Genomic DNA, 16,548 nt, shown 5'->3' on the forward strand with positions numbered 1-16,548 from the left:
CCCCGCAAGCGAAGAGACACAAACAAGAAACGCCCGTCCGCATGACGCGGACGGGCGCTTCGAAAAACTCAACCGATCAAGTGATCAGTAGTAGCGGCGCAGCACGCGGTGGCCGCCATAGTACGGCGCGGGCGCGTGGCGATGGGCGTAACCATAGCGCGGGCCGTAGCCGTAATGCACGCGCGGCAGATAGCCGTAGCGCGGGCCATAGCCGTAGCGATACGGACGGTAGTACGGGCGGTGATAGGGATAGGCGGCGGCGCGATAGCCATAACCATAGTTGGCGGGGGCGACGACCGCGTCCTCACGATAGGTCGGATACGGCGCGAAGGCGCCCGGGCCGGTGTAGGTCGGACCCTGGTTGACGTAGTAATACTGCGTGGTCGGCTCGGCGAGACGCTCATAGGCGCCATAGCCATAGCCGTAACCGCCGCAACCGGTGTTGCAGCCGGAATAGACGGGCGCAACCGGCTGGCACGGATTGAAGCCGCAAGCCGCGGCCGGCGCGGCCCCGACGAACATCACGGCAGCCGCCGCGACCAGTCCCGAAATCATCTGACGCATTACTCTCTCCTGTTGATTTCCGTATCTCGGATTTTTGACGTTTCTTAACCCGGCGGCTTGCCGGGCACCTCGGCACGCGGCCGGGGCCGACGATGCTGCGGATTCACATTGATCTCCGGCGCCAGGATCACCGGCGGCGGATCGGCGGGCACGTCCATCTGCGGCGGCAGCGGCGCCGATTGCGCGCCCCAGCTCTGGTGGTAGCTCTCGGCCGGCTTCGGCAATCTGCGGTTCGCGGGCGGCTCGACCTCGAGCCGGCCGTAGCCGGGCCGCAGGCCCAGTGTCGGATAATAATGGCCGACGTCGTCGGGCTGCCGCTCGGCGATATAGCGTCCGCCATAGATCGTCGGCTGCACCTGGACGTTCTTGCCGAGGCCCCAGACACCTTCGACGACGCTATAGGACGCGTCGATGCCATTGATGATGATCGGCACGCCGGGGCGGCCGGGCACGACGATATCGAAGCCGCCGCCGGCAAACGCCGTCGCGGGCAGTCCGATCAGAAAGGCTGCGAGCGCCAGAGCGCGCATGGTGGGATCCCGGTTGTCTGGAACACAACCTAACCGATCGCGGCACACAGAGGGTTAAGGCCGGCTCACCAAATGCCGGTAAGCCTAACGCGCAAGGGGCGCGGGCCGCTCAAATGCCGCAAGCTGCGCTAGCGAAGCGTTAACGCGGCGCAAGCTCGCCGCACGTGCCGGAGCGCGCAAGGTTGCGTGGCACAAACTTCACATCCTGGGCGGGCTCACGTCGATGTGACCCCGCGTGCGAGAATCCGCGGAACGACTACCAGATGCCGCACTTAGCACAGGTCTCAACAACATGGAGAAAATGCCATGACGAGCCTGAAGCTTCTTGGCTTGGCCGCGATCGTCGCGTCCACGCTGGCAACACCGGCCTTCGCGCAAGCGACAGTCGACAATTCGGGCCGCTGCACGGGGCTCTTCCAGGATCCTAATTGCCAGAATCTCGGTCCCGGCAATGCGACCGCCGACCGCGCCTATCGCCGCCGGCACATGGCCCGCGGCCAAGTGAATCCGAATGATGGAACACAATCGGGCTTCTGGCCGCTCGACACCGCGGGCGCGGTGGCTGGTGCGGCAGTCGGCACCGCCGCAACGATTGCGGCTGCACCGTTCCAGGGCTGGGGCAATTCCTACGCGCGCTATGACAGCGGCGGCCCCGCCTGGTACGGCAACTGGGACGCCTACGCAGCCCGCAACGGCATCGTGTGCAGACCCGGCACATGGTTCAAGGGCGAAGACGGACGGCGGCACCTCTGCCAGTAAGGCCCCGGCCATCAGGCTGAAAGCTTGCAGGCGGCCCGACGGGCCGCCTGTTTCTTGCCGGCGAAACGCCACTGCCAGGTTCTGGCACTTTCCGACCAAGTCTGATATTGCGACGCCCGAGCGGGCGGACAGCTCCGGCACATGCCGAGCCCTGCCCCGCGTCGCCGGCTTAGCTCAGCGGTAGAGCAGCGGTTTTGTAAACCGAAGGTCGGGGGTTCAATCCCCTCAGCCGGCACCAGCGCTCGAGGCGGGAGCACTCAGTCCGAATTCTGCTGCGCGCTGCTCTGCTGGAAATGCTGGGCGCCGGTGATTTCCACCCAGGCATGTTTCGACTGCTCGAAAACCGATCTGATCGGTGCCGGATAGTTTGGATCCGCGATGGCACCGATGGCGACGCCGATCATCGCAGGCAGTTTGTCGGCTTTCCACCAGACCGTTGAACCGCAGTCGGGACAAAAATAGTTGCGGACCTTGCCGCCGCTTGCGGCTGTGCGGACGTATTCCTTCGACGCGCCTGAGATCGTGACGGCCTCTGCCGGATAGAAGGCACCGACACCGAACGGCGCGCCTGTTCGCCGCTGGCAGTCAATGCAATGGCAGGCAGCGACGAGGCTTGATGGCCCCGGAAGCGACAGCGCAAGGGCGCCGCAATTACATCGGGCGTCGATCATCGAAGTTCCTTCCTCTTGGTTGGCCGACGGGTCCTGCGGCCCGGATGGAGTGGAGCGCAATCCGGGACGGTGTTCCCGCATTCCGCTGCTTGGAGCGCGCTACGAAAGAGCTGTGCCCGTGTTTGAGATGCGAGTTGGATTGACCATGACTTCTCATCTTGCTCCGTCACTGCGAGCGCAGCGAAGCAATCCAGACTGTCATCGCGGAAAGACTTTGCGGTTGCTTCGCTACGCTCGCGATGACGAGTTGGTGGAGCGATGCACCTATGCTCGCCCTCACTCCTTCCCGACCTCGAACGCCAGCAGCACGTTGCCGGCCACGCCGCTCCACTGGCCGTAGCCGGAATTGGTGTAGAGCATGCCGCCGGCGATGACCGGCCCTGGGCCGTCGATCGCGCCGCCATGGGCGGGGACGCCGTTCACGGCCGTATAGTCTCGCGCGGTATCGAACTCCCACAGCAGCTTGCCGTCAGCTGTGGCGTAGGCGCGCAGGACGCCGCTGACGCCGCCGGAGAACACGACGCCGGGGATCAGGCTGACCGCCGCCGACAGCGCGGGGCTGCATTGGAGGCGATCGCCGCAGGCGACGGGAGGCACTTCCATCGCAATTTTCCCGCTGGCGAGATCGAGACCGAACAGGCCTCCACCTTGGGTGGAATCCAGCCGCCGCGTGCCATCGTGCAGGAAACGCACGTCGGAGTTCGCGACGTAGATGCGGTCCTGATCGGCGGCCGAGCCCCATTCGCTGCCGCCGAGCGCACCGCCCTTCCCGATCCGCGTCTGCCACAGGATCTTGCCGCCATCATCCGGGTCGAGCGCATGCACGACACCGGACTTCTGCGCGATGGCAAGAACACGCCTGCCGTCGCGCAAGGTCACGAGGATCGGCGACTGGCCGAAATCGTGATCGGGGCCGTGCTCGTCAGGACAATTGGTCCTGTCCGCGCCGTAGCATGCCACGATGAAGGCGTCCTTCGGGGTCGCCTGCTGCTTCCAGAGCAGCTTTCCGGTCGCAAGCTCGAACGCGAGGATCGCGTCGGCGGTTGCGGCCGGCGGATTCGAATAGGAATTGCTGGTCGCGACGTAGACGGCGTTGCGCTTCGGATCGACCGTCGGTGCCGACCACACCGCGGCGCCGGACGGGCCGAACAGCTGCGTACCTTTCGTATTCTTGCCGGTCGGATGCGGCACTTCCGGGATCGTGTAGGCCTGCCACACCGGCTTGCCGGTCACAGCCTCCAGCGCCACCACGCTGCCGCGGAATGTGCAGCATTCGTAACTGGCTTGCGAGCCGGCGGCCTCCTCGAGCGAGGACACCGGGACGTAGAGCACGCCGGAGTGCAGCGTCGGCGCGCCTGTGATGCGCGCGGCCGGATGCTCCTCGACCTTCGTTTTCCAGATCAGTGCACCGGTCAGCGCGTTCACGGCATAGGCATTGGCGCGCAAGTCACCGAAGAAGATCACGAACTGATCGGTGCCGGGAAGCGGCGCGAAGCTGATCGCTGCGCGCACCGCGGCATCGGTCGCGAATGTCCACAGCGTGCAGCCGCTTCGCGCATCGAGCGCGTGCACCTTGCGGTCGGTGCCGCCGATGAACAGCAGGCCGCCCATGATCGTCGGCGGCGCAAAGGACACCGAGGCGCCGGGAAAGGCGTAAGCCCATTTCAGCCGCAGGCGCGGCACCTCTTCCGCGGTCAGCCCCGCCATGTCGGCCGGCTGGAAGCGGCTGTTGCCAGCGTCGACGCCCCACCCGTTCCAGCGTGGACCGTCAAGCGGCTCTGGAAAGCCACGGACCTGCTGCGCGCAGCGTCCTTCTGCGTCGGCTGCGACGCCGCCGGTCGCAGTCTTGCCAGTGACGAAGGAAGCAATCGCGCGGCGTTCCTCGTCGCTGCGCTCCTTCGCCATCGCTGCCATGCTGCCGGTGGTCAGTGTCCCCAGCACATGATCGAACGACATTCCTTGCATGGCGCTACGGCCCGGCACACGGCTTTGGCCATCGCCGCCATCGTGACATTGCGCGCAGTGGCTTGCGTAGAGCGCAGCGCCCTCCTGCTGCGCCAGCGCCGGCGCGCAGTACCAGATCAGCATGGCGGCAATCGCAACACTCGGTCTCATGGCGTGCTCCGGCATCGTCACCGCAACGCGAGATGGCTTCATGCAACCCAAAGTGTAGCGCGACGGCATTCGCGGAGGCAACGGGCGTCCCGCGTGCGTCCGTCACATCCCCGTGGCAATGCGGATGCGATCGGGCAATTCATCCAGCCGCCAGAGCCCGAGGCTCTTGTCGCGCCAGCCACCGCCGCCCTCCTCGCAGCGCTCGTTGATCAGTTCGCGCGGCGCCGGCCAGTTGAACGGCGCCGTCGCCATGTTCAGCGCGCGCCAGTCGCCGTCCTCGCAGTCGCGATTTGCATCCCATTCGGGAAACGTCGTGACCAGCAGGAAGCGCGCGCCGCTCGCACGAAAGTTCGTGACGGCGCGAGCGATGTTGTCGAAGCTCAAATGAACCAGGCAGTCGCGGCACAGGATCAAGTCGGCCGCCGGCAGCGTATCGCGCGTGATGTCCGCGACGCGGAAGCGGCCGGCCAGTTCACCTCGTGCCGCGCGCTCGCTATTGGCCTCGATCAGCGACGGCACGATGTCGATGCCGGTGTAGTCGAGATCGAGCTTCATGCGGCCGATCCAGCCCGCATCGCCGCAGGGCGCATCGAGCAGCGAGCGCGCGCCGAGCCGTTGCAGCAGTGCAGGAAGCGCCTCCCGGATCGCGGCCGTGGCGGGATCCTCCGAGCCGAGGCCCGAGACCGAGCCGGCCGCGCCCCACAGGTTCGTCTTCTCGATCCGCTCGAACCGCGCGGCGAGATCGAGGGCCGCGAAATTGTCACGATCGGCAGCAAAGCGTTCGTGGGCGAGCACGGGCGGACGGTTGGGGATCATCGGACGCTTCCAAATCCAGATTCCATCGCGAGCGCAGTCTACACGCGAAACGTCGCGTCAGAAATCACAGGCCTTTCCACTCAAGCCGGCTTCTGCCACTCCATCATGTGAAAGTAGGGCACCCGGCGATGAAGGTCGTTTCTGCGGGGGTCGCCGCTTGTGGGCTCCGGTTCGACAAACAGTCGCAGCTGGAGGCCGTGGTCGAGCAGCAGCGTCATGTAGGTGCCGAGCGGACGATGCCAGTTCTGGAGCCGGATGCCGCGCCAGCTCAGCCAGATCGGGCGCTCGTCCATGTAGTGATCGATGGCGAAGCGCATCTCGCCCTTGCGGTCACGTGCCCAGCCGTCGGGCTGGCCCGCGGTGTTGAAGCTGGTCAGATTGGCGATGAGCAGCGTGCCGCCCGGCCGGAGCGCCCCCACCATCTTCGCGATCGCCGTACCGAGATCGGGAATGTCAATCAGGCTGAGATAGCTGACCACCAGATCGAAACACGCATCGATATCCATCGTCTCGGCACGACCGAGCCGATAATCCCCGCGGGGGTCGAGCTCCCTAGCGCGCGCGAGTAGCGCCTCGGTCGGATCGATGCCGGTGGTGCGGATGCCGGCGCGCTGCATGATGCGGCAGAAGCGTCCCTCCCCGCAGCCGACGTCGAGCGCATTGCGGAAACCGCGGCCCTCGATCCGCGCGCGCATCGGCGCATCCAGCACGAAGCGGCGGCCGTAGTCGCCGTCCTCACCCTGCTCGATGATCCAGGCGGCCGCGGACGCGGCCCAGCCGTCGTCGACATCGTCGGTCATGGGCTGCCTTCGAAGGGGCGCGGACGCCGAACGCCGCGGGGACGGCTACTGATCACAGATTGGATCAGAATTCAACATCAGGTAGCATGCGCACCCGATGCGCCCTACCACGCCCAAAGAGAAGGCCAGGATCGCCGCCGGCGCGATTACGGCCGTCGTCATGACGGCCATGCTGTTCGTCATCGCGCTAGCGTTGCTGCTGCCGCAATAGAGACTCTTGGCGCGGCGGATGCCGCCGCGCGGACTCAGGCGGCACGCACCGTCCGGAGGAATTTTCCGACCTCGTCCTTCAGCCGGTTGCTGTCGGTCGCCAGCATCTTTGCGGTCGAGAGCACCTGCAAGGAGGCCGAGCCGGTTTCGGCCGCGCCGCGCTGCACGTCGGTGACGTTCGAGGAGACCTGCTGGGTGCCGTGGGCGGCCTGCTGCACGTTGCGCGAGATCTCCTGGGTCGCGGCGCCCTGCTCCTCGACCGCCGCGGGAATGGTCGAGGACGCTTCCGAGAGCCGCTCGATCGTCGCGGAGATGTCGCGGATCGCGTTCACCGATTCCTGGGTCGCGGTCTGGATGCCGGAAATCTGCAGGCTGATCTCGTTGACCGAGGAGGACAGCTCTTCCGTGGCGGTAGCAACCGACTGCACGGACCATGTCGCGGCGACGCTGCTCGGCCGCCTGCTTCTCGGCTTCGGCCTGCGCCGCCTTGAGCCGCTCCACTTCGAGTCCGTTGGACTTGAACTCTTCGACCGTCCTGGCCACGTCGCCGATCTGGTGCGGAACCAAGCACGTACGTCGCTCGTTCTTGCCCCATGCGGATCAGGGCAGACCATCGAGACATATTCTTGCCGGGGGGCGGTGACGCTGTGCTGCGTCGTCGTAGCCGGCGCTCTTGCGCTGTACGAGCCCGTCTTTGGACAGGCTCCGGAGAGGCAGGTCGCCGACAGCAGGCCGGTCGAGGCCGCAGCCCCGGCGGCGGTCCGGGTGGTCGGTGCGCCCTTCGTGCCCAACGTCAACCCGCGCGAGCGATAGCACTCACCTCTGGGATGTGCCCTTCGGAGACGTGCCCTCGCCCTCCCCGGGCTGGCCATGGGCCCGCGCCAATTCCTCGGCGAACGCGATCACCTCCGCCCGCTTGTCGGGCGGCAGCGACAGGAACGCGCGAACGAGCCTCAATCCTTCGGCTTCATCCGCCTGCTCTTTTCCGGCATCCATGCGCCCACTGTCGGGCGACCGGGAAAAATATGCAATCCCTCGGAGGATATCTTCTTGATTCGTCCCTCGAGCTTTGGTGGAGTACCCCTAACGGGGGTGGCCCATGAAGTGGATCCGAGAGCGCGACGCATTGATCGCGCAGACACTGGCCTTCGTCCAATCGGTAACCGGCAAGAAGGATGACCTCCATCCGCCGGAAAGCCCGCCTGCTGCATTCGCGGTGACCACGGAAATCGTGACCGTGCAGGCCATCGCGATCGAAACCGACCCGCCACCGGCCGTATCTCCGCCCGCCCCTCAAGCTCGGCCCGTCCAGGTCCCGCCGCCCCGCACGGGTGGCGATTTCCGTACCGAGATGCAGGCCAGGATCGCAAATTTCCGCAAGCATCAGGAGCGGTTCGAGCGCGAGCGCGAGGAATATTGCGCGGCGACCCTGACAAAAGTCCGCGCCGCCATCCGCGACGGCGGCCCTCCTCCACCGGCCGCCAAGTAAGGCAGGCCGTCCGTCTGGCGACCTACAGCCAGGACCAAACCAGCCAGAGATTGGCTGCGCAGGCGCCGAGCAGCGCCACTGTCAGCGGCAGGAGCATGTGCCCGCAGGAGGTTTTCAGGTCGCTCGTCATGGCCGAAAACATCCGCTGATTCCGGCCGGAGAGTCCCAGGGATTCTTTTTTTGGAGATTCAGGACTCGTTTACGACTCAAGGACCCCGGGCACCGCGATCACGGCGCCGTGATCAGCCGCCGGCCGGAACCCCTCGCCATTGAAGTCGTTAACGCGCTTTCCGGGAGCGGGAAGAATGCCCTACGCCCTGTTTTGCAACGATGCCCAGATCAGCAAGGCCTATCCTGATGAGTCCGACGTCTGGAAATTGGCGCAGCGGAGCGGTCTCGTCGTGGATGTCAGCGCCGACGACAACCGTGCCGGGCCGCGGCGTGTGCTCGACAACGACTACGAGATTAAGCCCTGCCGGGCAGCGCAGGGCGAGGACCCCGCCACGAACAAGGCGGAGGCCGAGCGCCAGTCCAGGATAGAGCTTCAGTTGAATTTGTGAGGTCTGGCCGGAAGCCGGGGTTCAGGGCGTCGCGGTCGCCAGCGATGCCTGCTCGCCGGCCAGCGCCACGCAGGCCTTGCGGCGGTGCAGCCCGCGGATCGCGCCGGTGACCTTCAACACCTTGCCGGACGGACAGGACGCGTCCTTGACGAAGGCCACCTCGTAAGGTGCCAGCATCAGAGGCTCGGATTTGAGGATTGTTTGAGCAGTGCACGGCCCGCCGACGAAGCACACGAGCACCGCTGCCGACACCAAGATACGCATGACCGTCGTCCCACCAGCCCGATAATTCTCATATAACGCGTTCCGGAGCGCGAGTTCCGTAAGCGGCAAAAATTATTTTTGCTTTACGCCAGCCCCATGACACGCGTGAGAAGGCGCGCGCCGGAATGTTTGCTTGCAAATGACGCGCCAGATGGTTCACGCAAAGCAAAGAACCGGCCGCCAGCACGGGCCGGCATACGAAAAGGCCGGCGGGAGCCGGCCTTTGTCGGAACTGCGATTGCCGCTGGCGGGTCAGTAGCGCGAGGCTGACGGACCACCCCAGCCGAAGCGGTAGTTCACACCGACCTTGACGGTATGCTCGTCCTCCCGGCCGCGGACGCCGATGTCGGCCGGCCCGGAGGTGAAGGTGGTGCTACCGAAATTGTAGTACTGGTACTCGGCCTTGGCCGACCAGCTCGGCGCGAACATGTATTCGAGGCCGGCACCGACGGTGTAGCCGTCCTTGTTGTTACCGGTGGCGGTGAAGCCCTGCGGCACGCCGGCGACGTTGACGCCAAGGCCGCCATTGCGCCAGGCGTAACCACCCTTGGCGTAGACCAGCGCCGGACCCCAAGTGTAGCCGATCCGGCCTGTCACCGACCCGAGCTGGTCGGTATTGGACGTCACCTGCGTTCCCAGTGGGAACGTGACACCGTTGTTGTTGGTCGGCAGCCAGGAATACTGGGCCTCGACACCGACGACCCAATTGGGCGCGAACTGGTAGTCGAAGCCACCCTGCACACCGCCGAGGAAGCGGGCGTCGCTCGACTGGAAGCTGCTGTCGCCGGCGAACGCGCCGCCAACATGGCCGCCGATGTAGAACCCGGTCCAGTTGTAGATCACCTGCGGCGGCGTATAGGCCGGTGCCTTGGTATAGGCGCGCGGCTGCATGTCGGCCGCTGCGGCCGGCGCGGCCAGCGCAAGCAGAGCGACTGCGCCCAGCAAGATCGTTTTCATGATCATCCCCGTTCTTTCAAATTCGACACTCAGGAAACAACGTGGCGTGAATTAGGTTGCTTCGCGGCGATGCCGGAACGTTGATCGTTCGCTACTGTGACGGGGTGGCAACATCGCGATTTTGTTCCGTCACGTTGCCCTGCACCGGCTGTTTTGTCGCCTGCGCAAGGCTTGCCGTAACAATCTGTCGCAAGGCGAACCCGCCCCGTTCAAAGCTCGCCAAAATGTGATCCAGCGGCTCCGGCGACTGCAGTCCTAGCACCAGCCGATGAAGACGGGCTTTGCGCTACCGCATCATCTTTTCCAGTTCCGGAAAGGGTGCGTAAACCGCACCGGTACAGAGCTCGCTGGCGCGATCGAGAACACGGTCGGCCCGTCCGTTGACGAAGACGACGGCGCGCTCGCGCATGCCCTTGTAGCTGCCGTCGGTCTCGCGGGGCGTGAAGCGCAGGCAGCTCACGTAGAACTGCCGGCCGCCGAGCTCGCGCAACACCGGCTCGGCCATGCTGGCCTCGCGCACGCCGACCGGATTGTTCAGATAGGCGCGCATCAGGGCGAGCGTGTCACCGCGGAAATTGTCGGGAAAAGGCTGAGGACCTCCAGCCTGGGTCCCATCCATCAGGGTTGGACGGTCACCGTCGCTGCCGAAACACGCTGCGAGCGCCAGCGGCAATGCCAGGATCAATAGCAGGCTCACCGCACGTTTCGCCAATCGCCCCACAGGTCACGCTCTCCGCTCGCTCAGACTCGGAGATGTTCTAGCCCCAAGGTTGCACGAAGGGAATTCGCTTGCAGGCGCACCGGCCCGCCGCCGGTGCCTTGCGCTTTCGCGCAAGGCACCGAGACAGCGGACCGGGCCTGAATTCCGCACGCGGCGGCGGGGCAATGCCAGGGATGCCGCCGCGCGGGATCAGTCGTTAGCTGCGCTTCTCGGTCGTCACCGGCTTGGTCGCGTCCGGCTGCGCCTTCAGCGACTTCTTGGCCGACAGATGCTTGTGGTGATGGCGATGCGTCCGCACGGTCTTGTGCTCGTCAGGCGTGACCGCGGCGTTCGCATTCATCGTCTTCGACTTGGTGTCGACCTTGGCGTCCGCCTTGACGTCGGCGGCCTTGGTGTCGGCCTTGACGCCGGCATCCGGTTTCGCGGCGGTGTTCGACACCTTGGTCTGGCTCTGGTCCGCCTTGATCACCGGCGCGGTCGTGGTGGTCTTGCCGGCCTCGGCGGCGAAGGCCGGGGCTGCGATCACGGAAGCTGCGAGCAAGGCTGCGGAAATGGTCTTCAACATGGTTGGTCTCCTCTTGGAAGGATCTTCAGGCGGGCGCCCTCTCGCCAACCCTTCGATCGTAGGTGGGAGCCTAGGCCTCGCGCGCTGAACCCAGTCTGAAGCCGGTTGCAGGCTTCCGTTCATCTGGATGACAAGTTTGTCATCTGCCCAGGGCGAATAGATCGTGCGAAGCGGGAATGTTTTCGCCCGTTGGGTGTTCCGGTCTTCGGGCAATCGTGTAGGATCGCCACGTTCCATACGGGAGAACTTAGATGCGCAAACTCTCAATGCTTCTGCTGCCGGGGCTCGTTTCCATGACGCTCGCAGCCGGGCCGGTGCTGACCAGCGCCTATGCCGCGGGGAGCGACGAGCCCTCGTCGCCGCCGAAGTCGGACACTTCGACCAAGAAGGGCAAGAAGAAGAGCTCGTCCGTCAGCGATCCGAAATTCCTTGCTGCCTATCGCACCGCCTACACCACGATCTACGACAATCATGACTACACCGGCGCGATCGATCAGTTGAAGTCGCTCAAGCGCGACGACGTCGCCGACGTTGCCAATCTGATCGGCTATTCCTATCGCAAGCTCGGCGACTACCAGTCGTCGAAGGTCTATTACGAGCTGGCGCTGAAGGACGATCCGAACCACGTCCGCACCTGGCAGTATTACGGCCTCTGGCAGCTCGAGCAGGGCAACCGCGAGCAGGCGCAGTATCACCTGAACAAGATCGCCTCGCTCGCCGGCACCGACAGCTCCGAGTATCGCTCGCTTGCCGCGGCGCTGGACAAGCCGACCGGCGCGACGCTCGTCTACTAAGCCATCCCGTTTCCGAACGACGCGAACCGGCACAACCTAGGGGTTGTGCCGGTTCTGCTTTCTCGGCTAGCCTCGCGCACCAATCCTTCCCTCGCAAATCGGTGCGCAATGGACACGTGGCTGCGATCCGCGATCGACTACATCAGCTCCTGGATCGAATTCCAGCAGACGACAATCCAGCAGCCTGGTGTGATCGTCGCCTTCGTCTATCGCGGCGATGTCGTTGCCGAGCACGCCTTCGGCCTCGCCAATCTCGACACCGGCGAGAAGCTCACGCCGCGCCACCGCTGCCGCATCGCCTCGCACTCCAAGAGTTTTACCTCGGCTGGCATCATGAAGCTGCGCGAGCAGCGCAAGCTCCGACTCGACGATTCCGTTGGGCAGTATGTCGGCGGCCTGCATCCGCGCGTCGCCGAGACCACGATCGCGCAACTGCTCTCGCACAGCGCCGGGCTGACGCGCGACGGCGCCGATTCCGGCCAGTTCATCGATCGTCGTCCGTATCTGAACGCGGACGAGTTGCTCGCGGAGCTGAAGCTACCGACCGCGATCGAGCCCGGCACGCGCTTCAAATATTCCAATCACGGCTTTGGCCTGCTCGGTCTCGTGATCGAAGCGGTGACGAAGCAGCCCTACACCGCCTGGATCAAGCGCGAGATCATCGAACCCGCGGGTTTGCGCGAGACCGAGCCGGACGCGCCGCTCCCCAAAGGTGCGGCGTTCGCACGCGGTCACACGCGAAAAGTGCCGCTGGGCGAGCGCTGCGTGATCCCCGGCGACAATCCCACACACGCGATGGCGTCCGCCACGGGCTTCGCCGCCACCGCCGCCGATACGGCGCGTTTCTTCGCGCAGCTCGCGCCCAACGCAAGAAAGAGCGTGCTGTCGGTCGCCAGCCGCCGCGAGATGACACGACATCATTGGCGTATCCCGCAGAGTTTCGAGGCCTATTACGGCTTGGGCATCGGCGCCGGCAAGCTCGACGGCTGGGACTGGGTCGGCCATGGCGGTCACTTCCAGGGCTATATCTCGCGGACCTGCGCCATTCCCGCCTGCGAGCTCGCGATCAGCATCATCAGCAACTCCATCGACGGCGCTGCGCCGTTCTGGATGGACGGCGCGATGCAGATCCTGCGAACGTTCAAGACCCGCGGCGCACCCGACCGGCGCGTACGCGACTGGACCGGCCGCTGGTGGACGATCTGGGGCGCGACTGACCTCGTGCCGATGGGCGACCGTGTGCTCATCGCCAACCCGCAGTTCAACAATCCGTTCATGGATGCCGGCGAGATCGAGGTGACCGGCCGCGATACCGGCAGGATTGCCGCCGCCGCCGGCCATTCAAGTCATGGCGAGCCGGTGCGCCGCGTCCGCGATGCTCGCGGCAAGGTCAGCGACATCTGGCTCGCCGGCGCCAACGTCAAGCCTGCGAGCGTCGTCGCCCGCGAGATCGCACGCCAATATCCACCGCGCAAGCGTCGGCCTACTCCCTGATCAATCCCTCGACCTCGCCACGAAGCGCCTGCCGCGAGCCGTCGCGCGAATAGAACATGTGGCCGCCGGGATAGACGACGAACTTGATCCGCTGCGTCGCGAAGGCCGGCAACTGGTCGAGCACCCGCTTGGATCCGTAATAGGGCGTGGCGAGATCGAACAGGCCATGCGCGACCAGCACGTTCAGCTTCGCGTCGGCGGCGAGGACCTGCCGCAGATCCGACACCGACTGCGGCGGGTTGATGCCGCGGCCGAAATCCCACTGCCCCTCGACGGCGCCGTTGAGGACTTCATAGGAGCCGTCCGGCCGCCAGTTGAGCTTGCGTGTCAGGACGTCCACCGCGGCGCTCGTCAACGGCGCCTGGAGCGCGTCGCCCGAGGGATCGCCGAAACGCGAATTGCCCGAATCCGGATAGGGATCGAGGCCGCGGACAGAGGCATCGTAGCGTCCCGTCACCTTGCCGTTCTTGCGGTCGAACTCGCGGCGGAATTCACCGATGTCGAAGCGGCCGGCGAGCCTGCGGCTCACCGCCCGATCGATGCCGGTGAGCTCGGCGACCTTGTCGGCAAGGCGATTGGTGGCCTCCCTGTCGGCCTCGCCCTTGACGAGGTCGGCCAGGAATTCGCCGCGCGCGTAAGCCTCGACGTCGGCGAGATCGGCGCGCTTGACGGGTCCTTTCGCCTCGCGCGCCACCGCCACATAGCTCGGCAGCGTTGCGACATATTGCAGGAGGCTGGTGCCGGTGAACTCTCGGAAGTCGAGCAGCGGCGACACCAGGATCAATCCCCTGACGCCGACGCCGTGCTGGATCTGCAGCTGGCGCACCACCTTCGGCCCGCGAATGCCGCCATAACTCTCGCCTGCAACGTATTTCGGCGAGACCAGCCGGTCATGCCTCTCGAGCCAGCGGCGGATCACCAGCGCGATCGCATTGACGTCACCGTCGACGGAATAGAAGGACTTGCGCGCGTCCTCGCCGGTCGCAACGAACCGGCTGTAGCCGGTGCCGACGGGATCGATGAAGACGAGATCGGTGAAATCAAGCCAGGTCTCCGCGTTCGGCTTCACCTCGGGCGAGGCCGATGGCGAAAGGGCTTCGCCATCGAGCGGCAGCCGCCACGGGCCCGCAGCGCCGAACTGCAGCCATGCCGAGGACGCGCCGGGTCCGCCGTTGAACAGGAACGTCACGGGACGCGTCGCGCGGTCTGAACCGTCGAGCTCATAGGATGTGTAGGCGATGTCGGCCAGCGGCTCGCCCTTGCCATCGAACACGCGGATCGAGCCGGCGGTTGCGGCGAAGTTGAGCGTGCGACCGGGCAGATCGAGCGTCTGCTTCGTGGTCGAATCCGAGGGAAGACGGTGCGGCTCGGCGGCCGACGGCGAAGCTTGCGGCGCGCTTTGCGTGCCGCCGCCGCGTCCGCCTTTCTGTCCGGCCGGCGCCGCCGTCTCAGATCGCGGCTGCGGCGGATCGTCCGCGCGCGCAAGGCCCGCAAGCGCGAAGGCCGACACCGCCAGCACCAGGATCGCGCGGCTCGGCAAACTCGTGGTCATGATCGCTCTCCCTGCCGGCTGTGAGAGCCCGGCGAGCCCAAAAGACTAGCGCAAAATTGCGACGGTTTGGGGGATTGTGGACTCGAGGCGCCCAAGGAGGCCGATCTGGCTCGAAACGACCCGATTTCGTCCCGAATCGGCAGCCGCCCGTTTGCCTTGAAGGGCGGTCATCCTCGACAATGCAGGCCCGGGTGTATAGACGAGCCCGGCGGAACTTACTCGAGCCAGCGGCCCTGCCCGGAAGCCATGACCAAGCCAGCGCGCTACGACCGGATCGCCTTCGTCGCCAGCCCGAGCAGCGAGGCGCAGGCCGCCTTCGGCCAGCTCACCAGCGACTATGGCAATTGCAACCCGAACGAAGCCGACATCGTGGTCGCGCTCGGCGGCGACGGGTTGATGCTCCAGACGCTGCACCAGAACATGCACACGGGAAAGCCGATCTACGGCATGCACCGCGGCACGGTCGGCTTCCTGATGAACGAATACTCGACGCACGATTTGCGTGCGCGGCTCGAGGCGGCACAGGAGTCCGAGATCAATCCGCTGCTGATGCGCGCGACCGACGTCAACGACCGCGTCCACCTGCACCACGCCATCAACGAGGTCGCGCTGTTCCGTCAGACCTACCAGGCGGCACGCTTGCGGATCCTGATCGACGAGCGCGAGCGGATGCCCGAGCTGATCGCCGACGGGATCATGGTGGCGACGCCGGCAGGCTCGACCGCCTACAACCTGTCCGCCCAGGGACCGATCCTGCCGATCAACGCCGCGCTGCTGGCGCTGACCCCGATCAGCGCCTTCCGCCCCCGCCGCTGGCGCGGCGCGCTGCTGCCCAACACGGCCTATGTCGTGATCGAGGTGCTGGAGGGCGACAAGCGCCCCGTCGCCGCGGTCGCCGACCACGACGAGGTGCGCGACGTCCGCCGCGTCGAGGTGCTGTCCGACAAGACCATCTCGATGCGCATGCTGTTCGACCCCGGCCACAGCCTGGAAGAGCGTATTTTGCGCGAGCAGTTCGGGTACTGAGCCCCCTGCCCGGCGCTTGACCGGCGCTTGGGGACGCCCGGTCGCAACCCTTCGTTAACCCCCGCCACGATATGGTTAACGAAGGTTGACCGCTCTGGCCCAGGCGTCATGTTCCGCATCGATTTCAACAAGCTGCGCTTCCTCGTCTGCGACGACAATCCGCACATGCGCCGCATCCTGCGGACGCTGCTGCATTCCTTCGGCGCGCGCGAAGTCTACGAGGCCGAGGACGGCGCCACGGCGCTGGAAATGTACAGCCACTACGTGCCCGACATCGTCATCACCGACTGGGCGATGCCGATCTTCGACGGGCTCGAGCTCGCGCAGATGATCCGGCAGCCGGAATCCAAGGGCAATCCTTACGCGCCGATCATCATGCTGACCGGCCATTCCGAGAAGCGCCGCGTCACGGTCGCGCGCGATGCCGGCGTCACCGAATTCCTGGCCAAGCCGATCTCGGCCAAGGGGCTCTATCAACGCATCCTCAACGTGGTCGCCAATCCCCGGCCCTTCATCAAGACCAAGACCTATTTCGGTCCGGACCGGCGCCGCAACACCAACTCCGCCTATATGGGCCCTGAGCGCCGTGTCGGCGAAAAGCACGAGGTGCTGCAGCAGCCCTCGCTGCTCGACAAGGCCCGCTCCTCCATCTAGCGCAACG

19 protein-coding genes, 1 tRNA gene and 1 pseudogene are annotated in these 16,548 nt (G+C 65.6%); 8 read left to right on the plus strand and 13 right to left on the minus strand.

Translation table 11 applies throughout. The features are described from left to right. Window positions 1-84: 84 nt before the first annotated feature. Both AAFG50_RS26525 and AAFG50_RS26530 read right to left on the minus strand, forming a co-directional pair. Entirely contained in the window at window positions 85-564 is a 480-nt protein-coding gene (locus AAFG50_RS26525; protein WP_028175994.1) for a hypothetical protein, read from the minus strand. Window positions 565-608: 44 nt separating this feature from the next. Further along, entirely contained in the window at window positions 609-1,094 is a 486-nt protein-coding gene (locus tag AAFG50_RS26530; protein ID WP_011088249.1) for a hypothetical protein, read from the minus strand. Window positions 1,095-1,400: 306 nt separating this feature from the next. Between AAFG50_RS26530 and AAFG50_RS26535 the strand changes: the two genes are divergently transcribed. Both AAFG50_RS26535 and AAFG50_RS26540 read left to right on the plus strand, forming a co-directional pair. Further along, window positions 1,401-1,853, plus strand: coding sequence for a hypothetical protein (locus tag AAFG50_RS26535; protein ID WP_011088250.1), 453 nt, complete (start codon window positions 1,401-1,403; stop codon window positions 1,851-1,853). 163 nt (window positions 1,854-2,016) lie between these two features. Beyond that, window positions 2,017-2,091 (plus strand) — tRNA-Thr (locus AAFG50_RS26540). Window positions 2,092-2,110: 19 nt separating this feature from the next. On the opposite strand, the gene AAFG50_RS26545 is transcribed toward AAFG50_RS26540, so the two are convergent. The 6 genes and pseudogenes from AAFG50_RS26545 to AAFG50_RS26570 form a co-directional block, all read right to left on the minus strand. After that, entirely contained in the window at window positions 2,111-2,524 is a 414-nt protein-coding gene (locus AAFG50_RS26545; RefSeq protein WP_028175891.1) for a GFA family protein, read from the minus strand. Between the two features lie 276 nt (window positions 2,525-2,800). Continuing rightward, the gene (locus AAFG50_RS26550; RefSeq protein WP_028175890.1) at window positions 2,801-4,639 is read right to left on the minus strand and encodes a PQQ-binding-like beta-propeller repeat protein; all 1,839 of its coding nucleotides are present in this window, start codon (window positions 4,637-4,639) and stop codon (window positions 2,801-2,803) included. Window positions 4,640-4,741: 102 nt separating this feature from the next. Beyond that, window positions 4,742-5,455 carry a class I SAM-dependent methyltransferase gene (locus tag AAFG50_RS26555; RefSeq protein ID WP_028175889.1) on the minus strand — a complete coding sequence of 238 codons (714 nt, stop codon included), beginning with the start codon at window positions 5,453-5,455 and terminating at the stop codon, window positions 4,742-4,744. A gap of 80 nt (window positions 5,456-5,535) precedes the next feature. Further along, window positions 5,536-6,255, minus strand: a complete 720-nt coding sequence (locus AAFG50_RS26560) for a class I SAM-dependent methyltransferase (protein ID WP_011088254.1) — start codon at window positions 6,253-6,255, stop codon at window positions 5,536-5,538. 245 nt (window positions 6,256-6,500) lie between these two features. After that, window positions 6,501-7,020: pseudogene (locus AAFG50_RS26565) on the minus strand (methyl-accepting chemotaxis protein); the annotation flags it as partial. A gap of 261 nt (window positions 7,021-7,281) precedes the next feature. Continuing rightward, on the minus strand, window positions 7,282-7,461 hold the full coding sequence (locus AAFG50_RS26570) for a hypothetical protein (protein ID WP_028175886.1): 180 nt from the start codon (window positions 7,459-7,461) through the stop codon (window positions 7,282-7,284). Between the two features lie 103 nt (window positions 7,462-7,564). Between AAFG50_RS26570 and AAFG50_RS26575 the strand changes: the two genes are divergently transcribed. Then, window positions 7,565-7,954, plus strand: coding sequence for a hypothetical protein (locus AAFG50_RS26575; protein WP_028175885.1), 390 nt, complete (start codon window positions 7,565-7,567; stop codon window positions 7,952-7,954). A 305-nt stretch (window positions 7,955-8,259) separates the two neighbouring features. Further along, a complete protein-coding gene (locus AAFG50_RS26580; RefSeq protein ID WP_011088256.1) occupies window positions 8,260-8,514 on the plus strand; it encodes a hypothetical protein in 255 nt (84 codons plus the stop codon). Between the two features lie 21 nt (window positions 8,515-8,535). Here AAFG50_RS26580 and AAFG50_RS26585 read toward each other — a convergent pair whose 3' ends face one another. From AAFG50_RS26585 to AAFG50_RS26600, 4 genes are all read right to left on the minus strand, one after another. Then, window positions 8,536-8,778, minus strand: a complete 243-nt coding sequence (locus AAFG50_RS26585) for a DUF6719 family protein (RefSeq protein ID WP_011088257.1) — start codon at window positions 8,776-8,778, stop codon at window positions 8,536-8,538. Window positions 8,779-9,030: 252 nt separating this feature from the next. Next, window positions 9,031-9,735 (minus strand): outer membrane protein, encoded by a 705-nt coding sequence (locus AAFG50_RS26590; RefSeq protein ID WP_342714012.1) that lies wholly within the window; start codon window positions 9,733-9,735, stop codon window positions 9,031-9,033. Window positions 9,736-10,021: 286 nt separating this feature from the next. Beyond that, window positions 10,022-10,456: a hypothetical protein gene (locus AAFG50_RS26595; RefSeq protein WP_186363043.1), complete on the minus strand. Its 435-nt coding sequence runs from the start codon at window positions 10,454-10,456 to the stop codon at window positions 10,022-10,024. A gap of 196 nt (window positions 10,457-10,652) precedes the next feature. Beyond that, window positions 10,653-11,021: a hypothetical protein gene (locus tag AAFG50_RS26600; RefSeq protein ID WP_028175882.1), complete on the minus strand. Its 369-nt coding sequence runs from the start codon at window positions 11,019-11,021 to the stop codon at window positions 10,653-10,655. 251 nt (window positions 11,022-11,272) lie between these two features. Between AAFG50_RS26600 and AAFG50_RS26605 the strand changes: the two genes are divergently transcribed. Next, entirely contained in the window at window positions 11,273-11,815 is a 543-nt protein-coding gene (locus tag AAFG50_RS26605) for a tetratricopeptide repeat protein (RefSeq protein ID WP_028175881.1), read from the plus strand. A gap of 108 nt (window positions 11,816-11,923) precedes the next feature. Beyond that, on the plus strand, window positions 11,924-13,309 hold the full coding sequence (locus AAFG50_RS26610; protein ID WP_028175880.1) for a serine hydrolase domain-containing protein: 1,386 nt from the start codon (window positions 11,924-11,926) through the stop codon (window positions 13,307-13,309). On the opposite strand, the gene AAFG50_RS26615 is transcribed toward AAFG50_RS26610, so the two are convergent. After that, window positions 13,299-14,861 (minus strand): peptidase S10, encoded by a 1,563-nt coding sequence (locus AAFG50_RS26615; protein ID WP_028175879.1) that lies wholly within the window; start codon window positions 14,859-14,861, stop codon window positions 13,299-13,301. The genes AAFG50_RS26610 and AAFG50_RS26615 overlap by 11 nt on opposite strands. 246 nt (window positions 14,862-15,107) lie before the next feature. Between AAFG50_RS26615 and AAFG50_RS26620 the strand changes: the two genes are divergently transcribed. Beyond that, window positions 15,108-15,887 carry an NAD kinase gene (locus tag AAFG50_RS26620; protein ID WP_028175878.1) on the plus strand — a complete coding sequence of 260 codons (780 nt, stop codon included), beginning with the start codon at window positions 15,108-15,110 and terminating at the stop codon, window positions 15,885-15,887. A gap of 108 nt (window positions 15,888-15,995) precedes the next feature. After that, window positions 15,996-16,541, plus strand: a complete 546-nt coding sequence (locus AAFG50_RS26625) for a response regulator (RefSeq protein WP_008549760.1) — start codon at window positions 15,996-15,998, stop codon at window positions 16,539-16,541. Window positions 16,542-16,548 lie beyond the last annotated feature (7 nt).

This window comes from Bradyrhizobium sp. B039 (genome assembly GCF_038965675.1).
Taxonomy (GTDB): Bacteria; Pseudomonadota; Alphaproteobacteria; order Rhizobiales; family Xanthobacteraceae; genus Bradyrhizobium; species Bradyrhizobium diazoefficiens.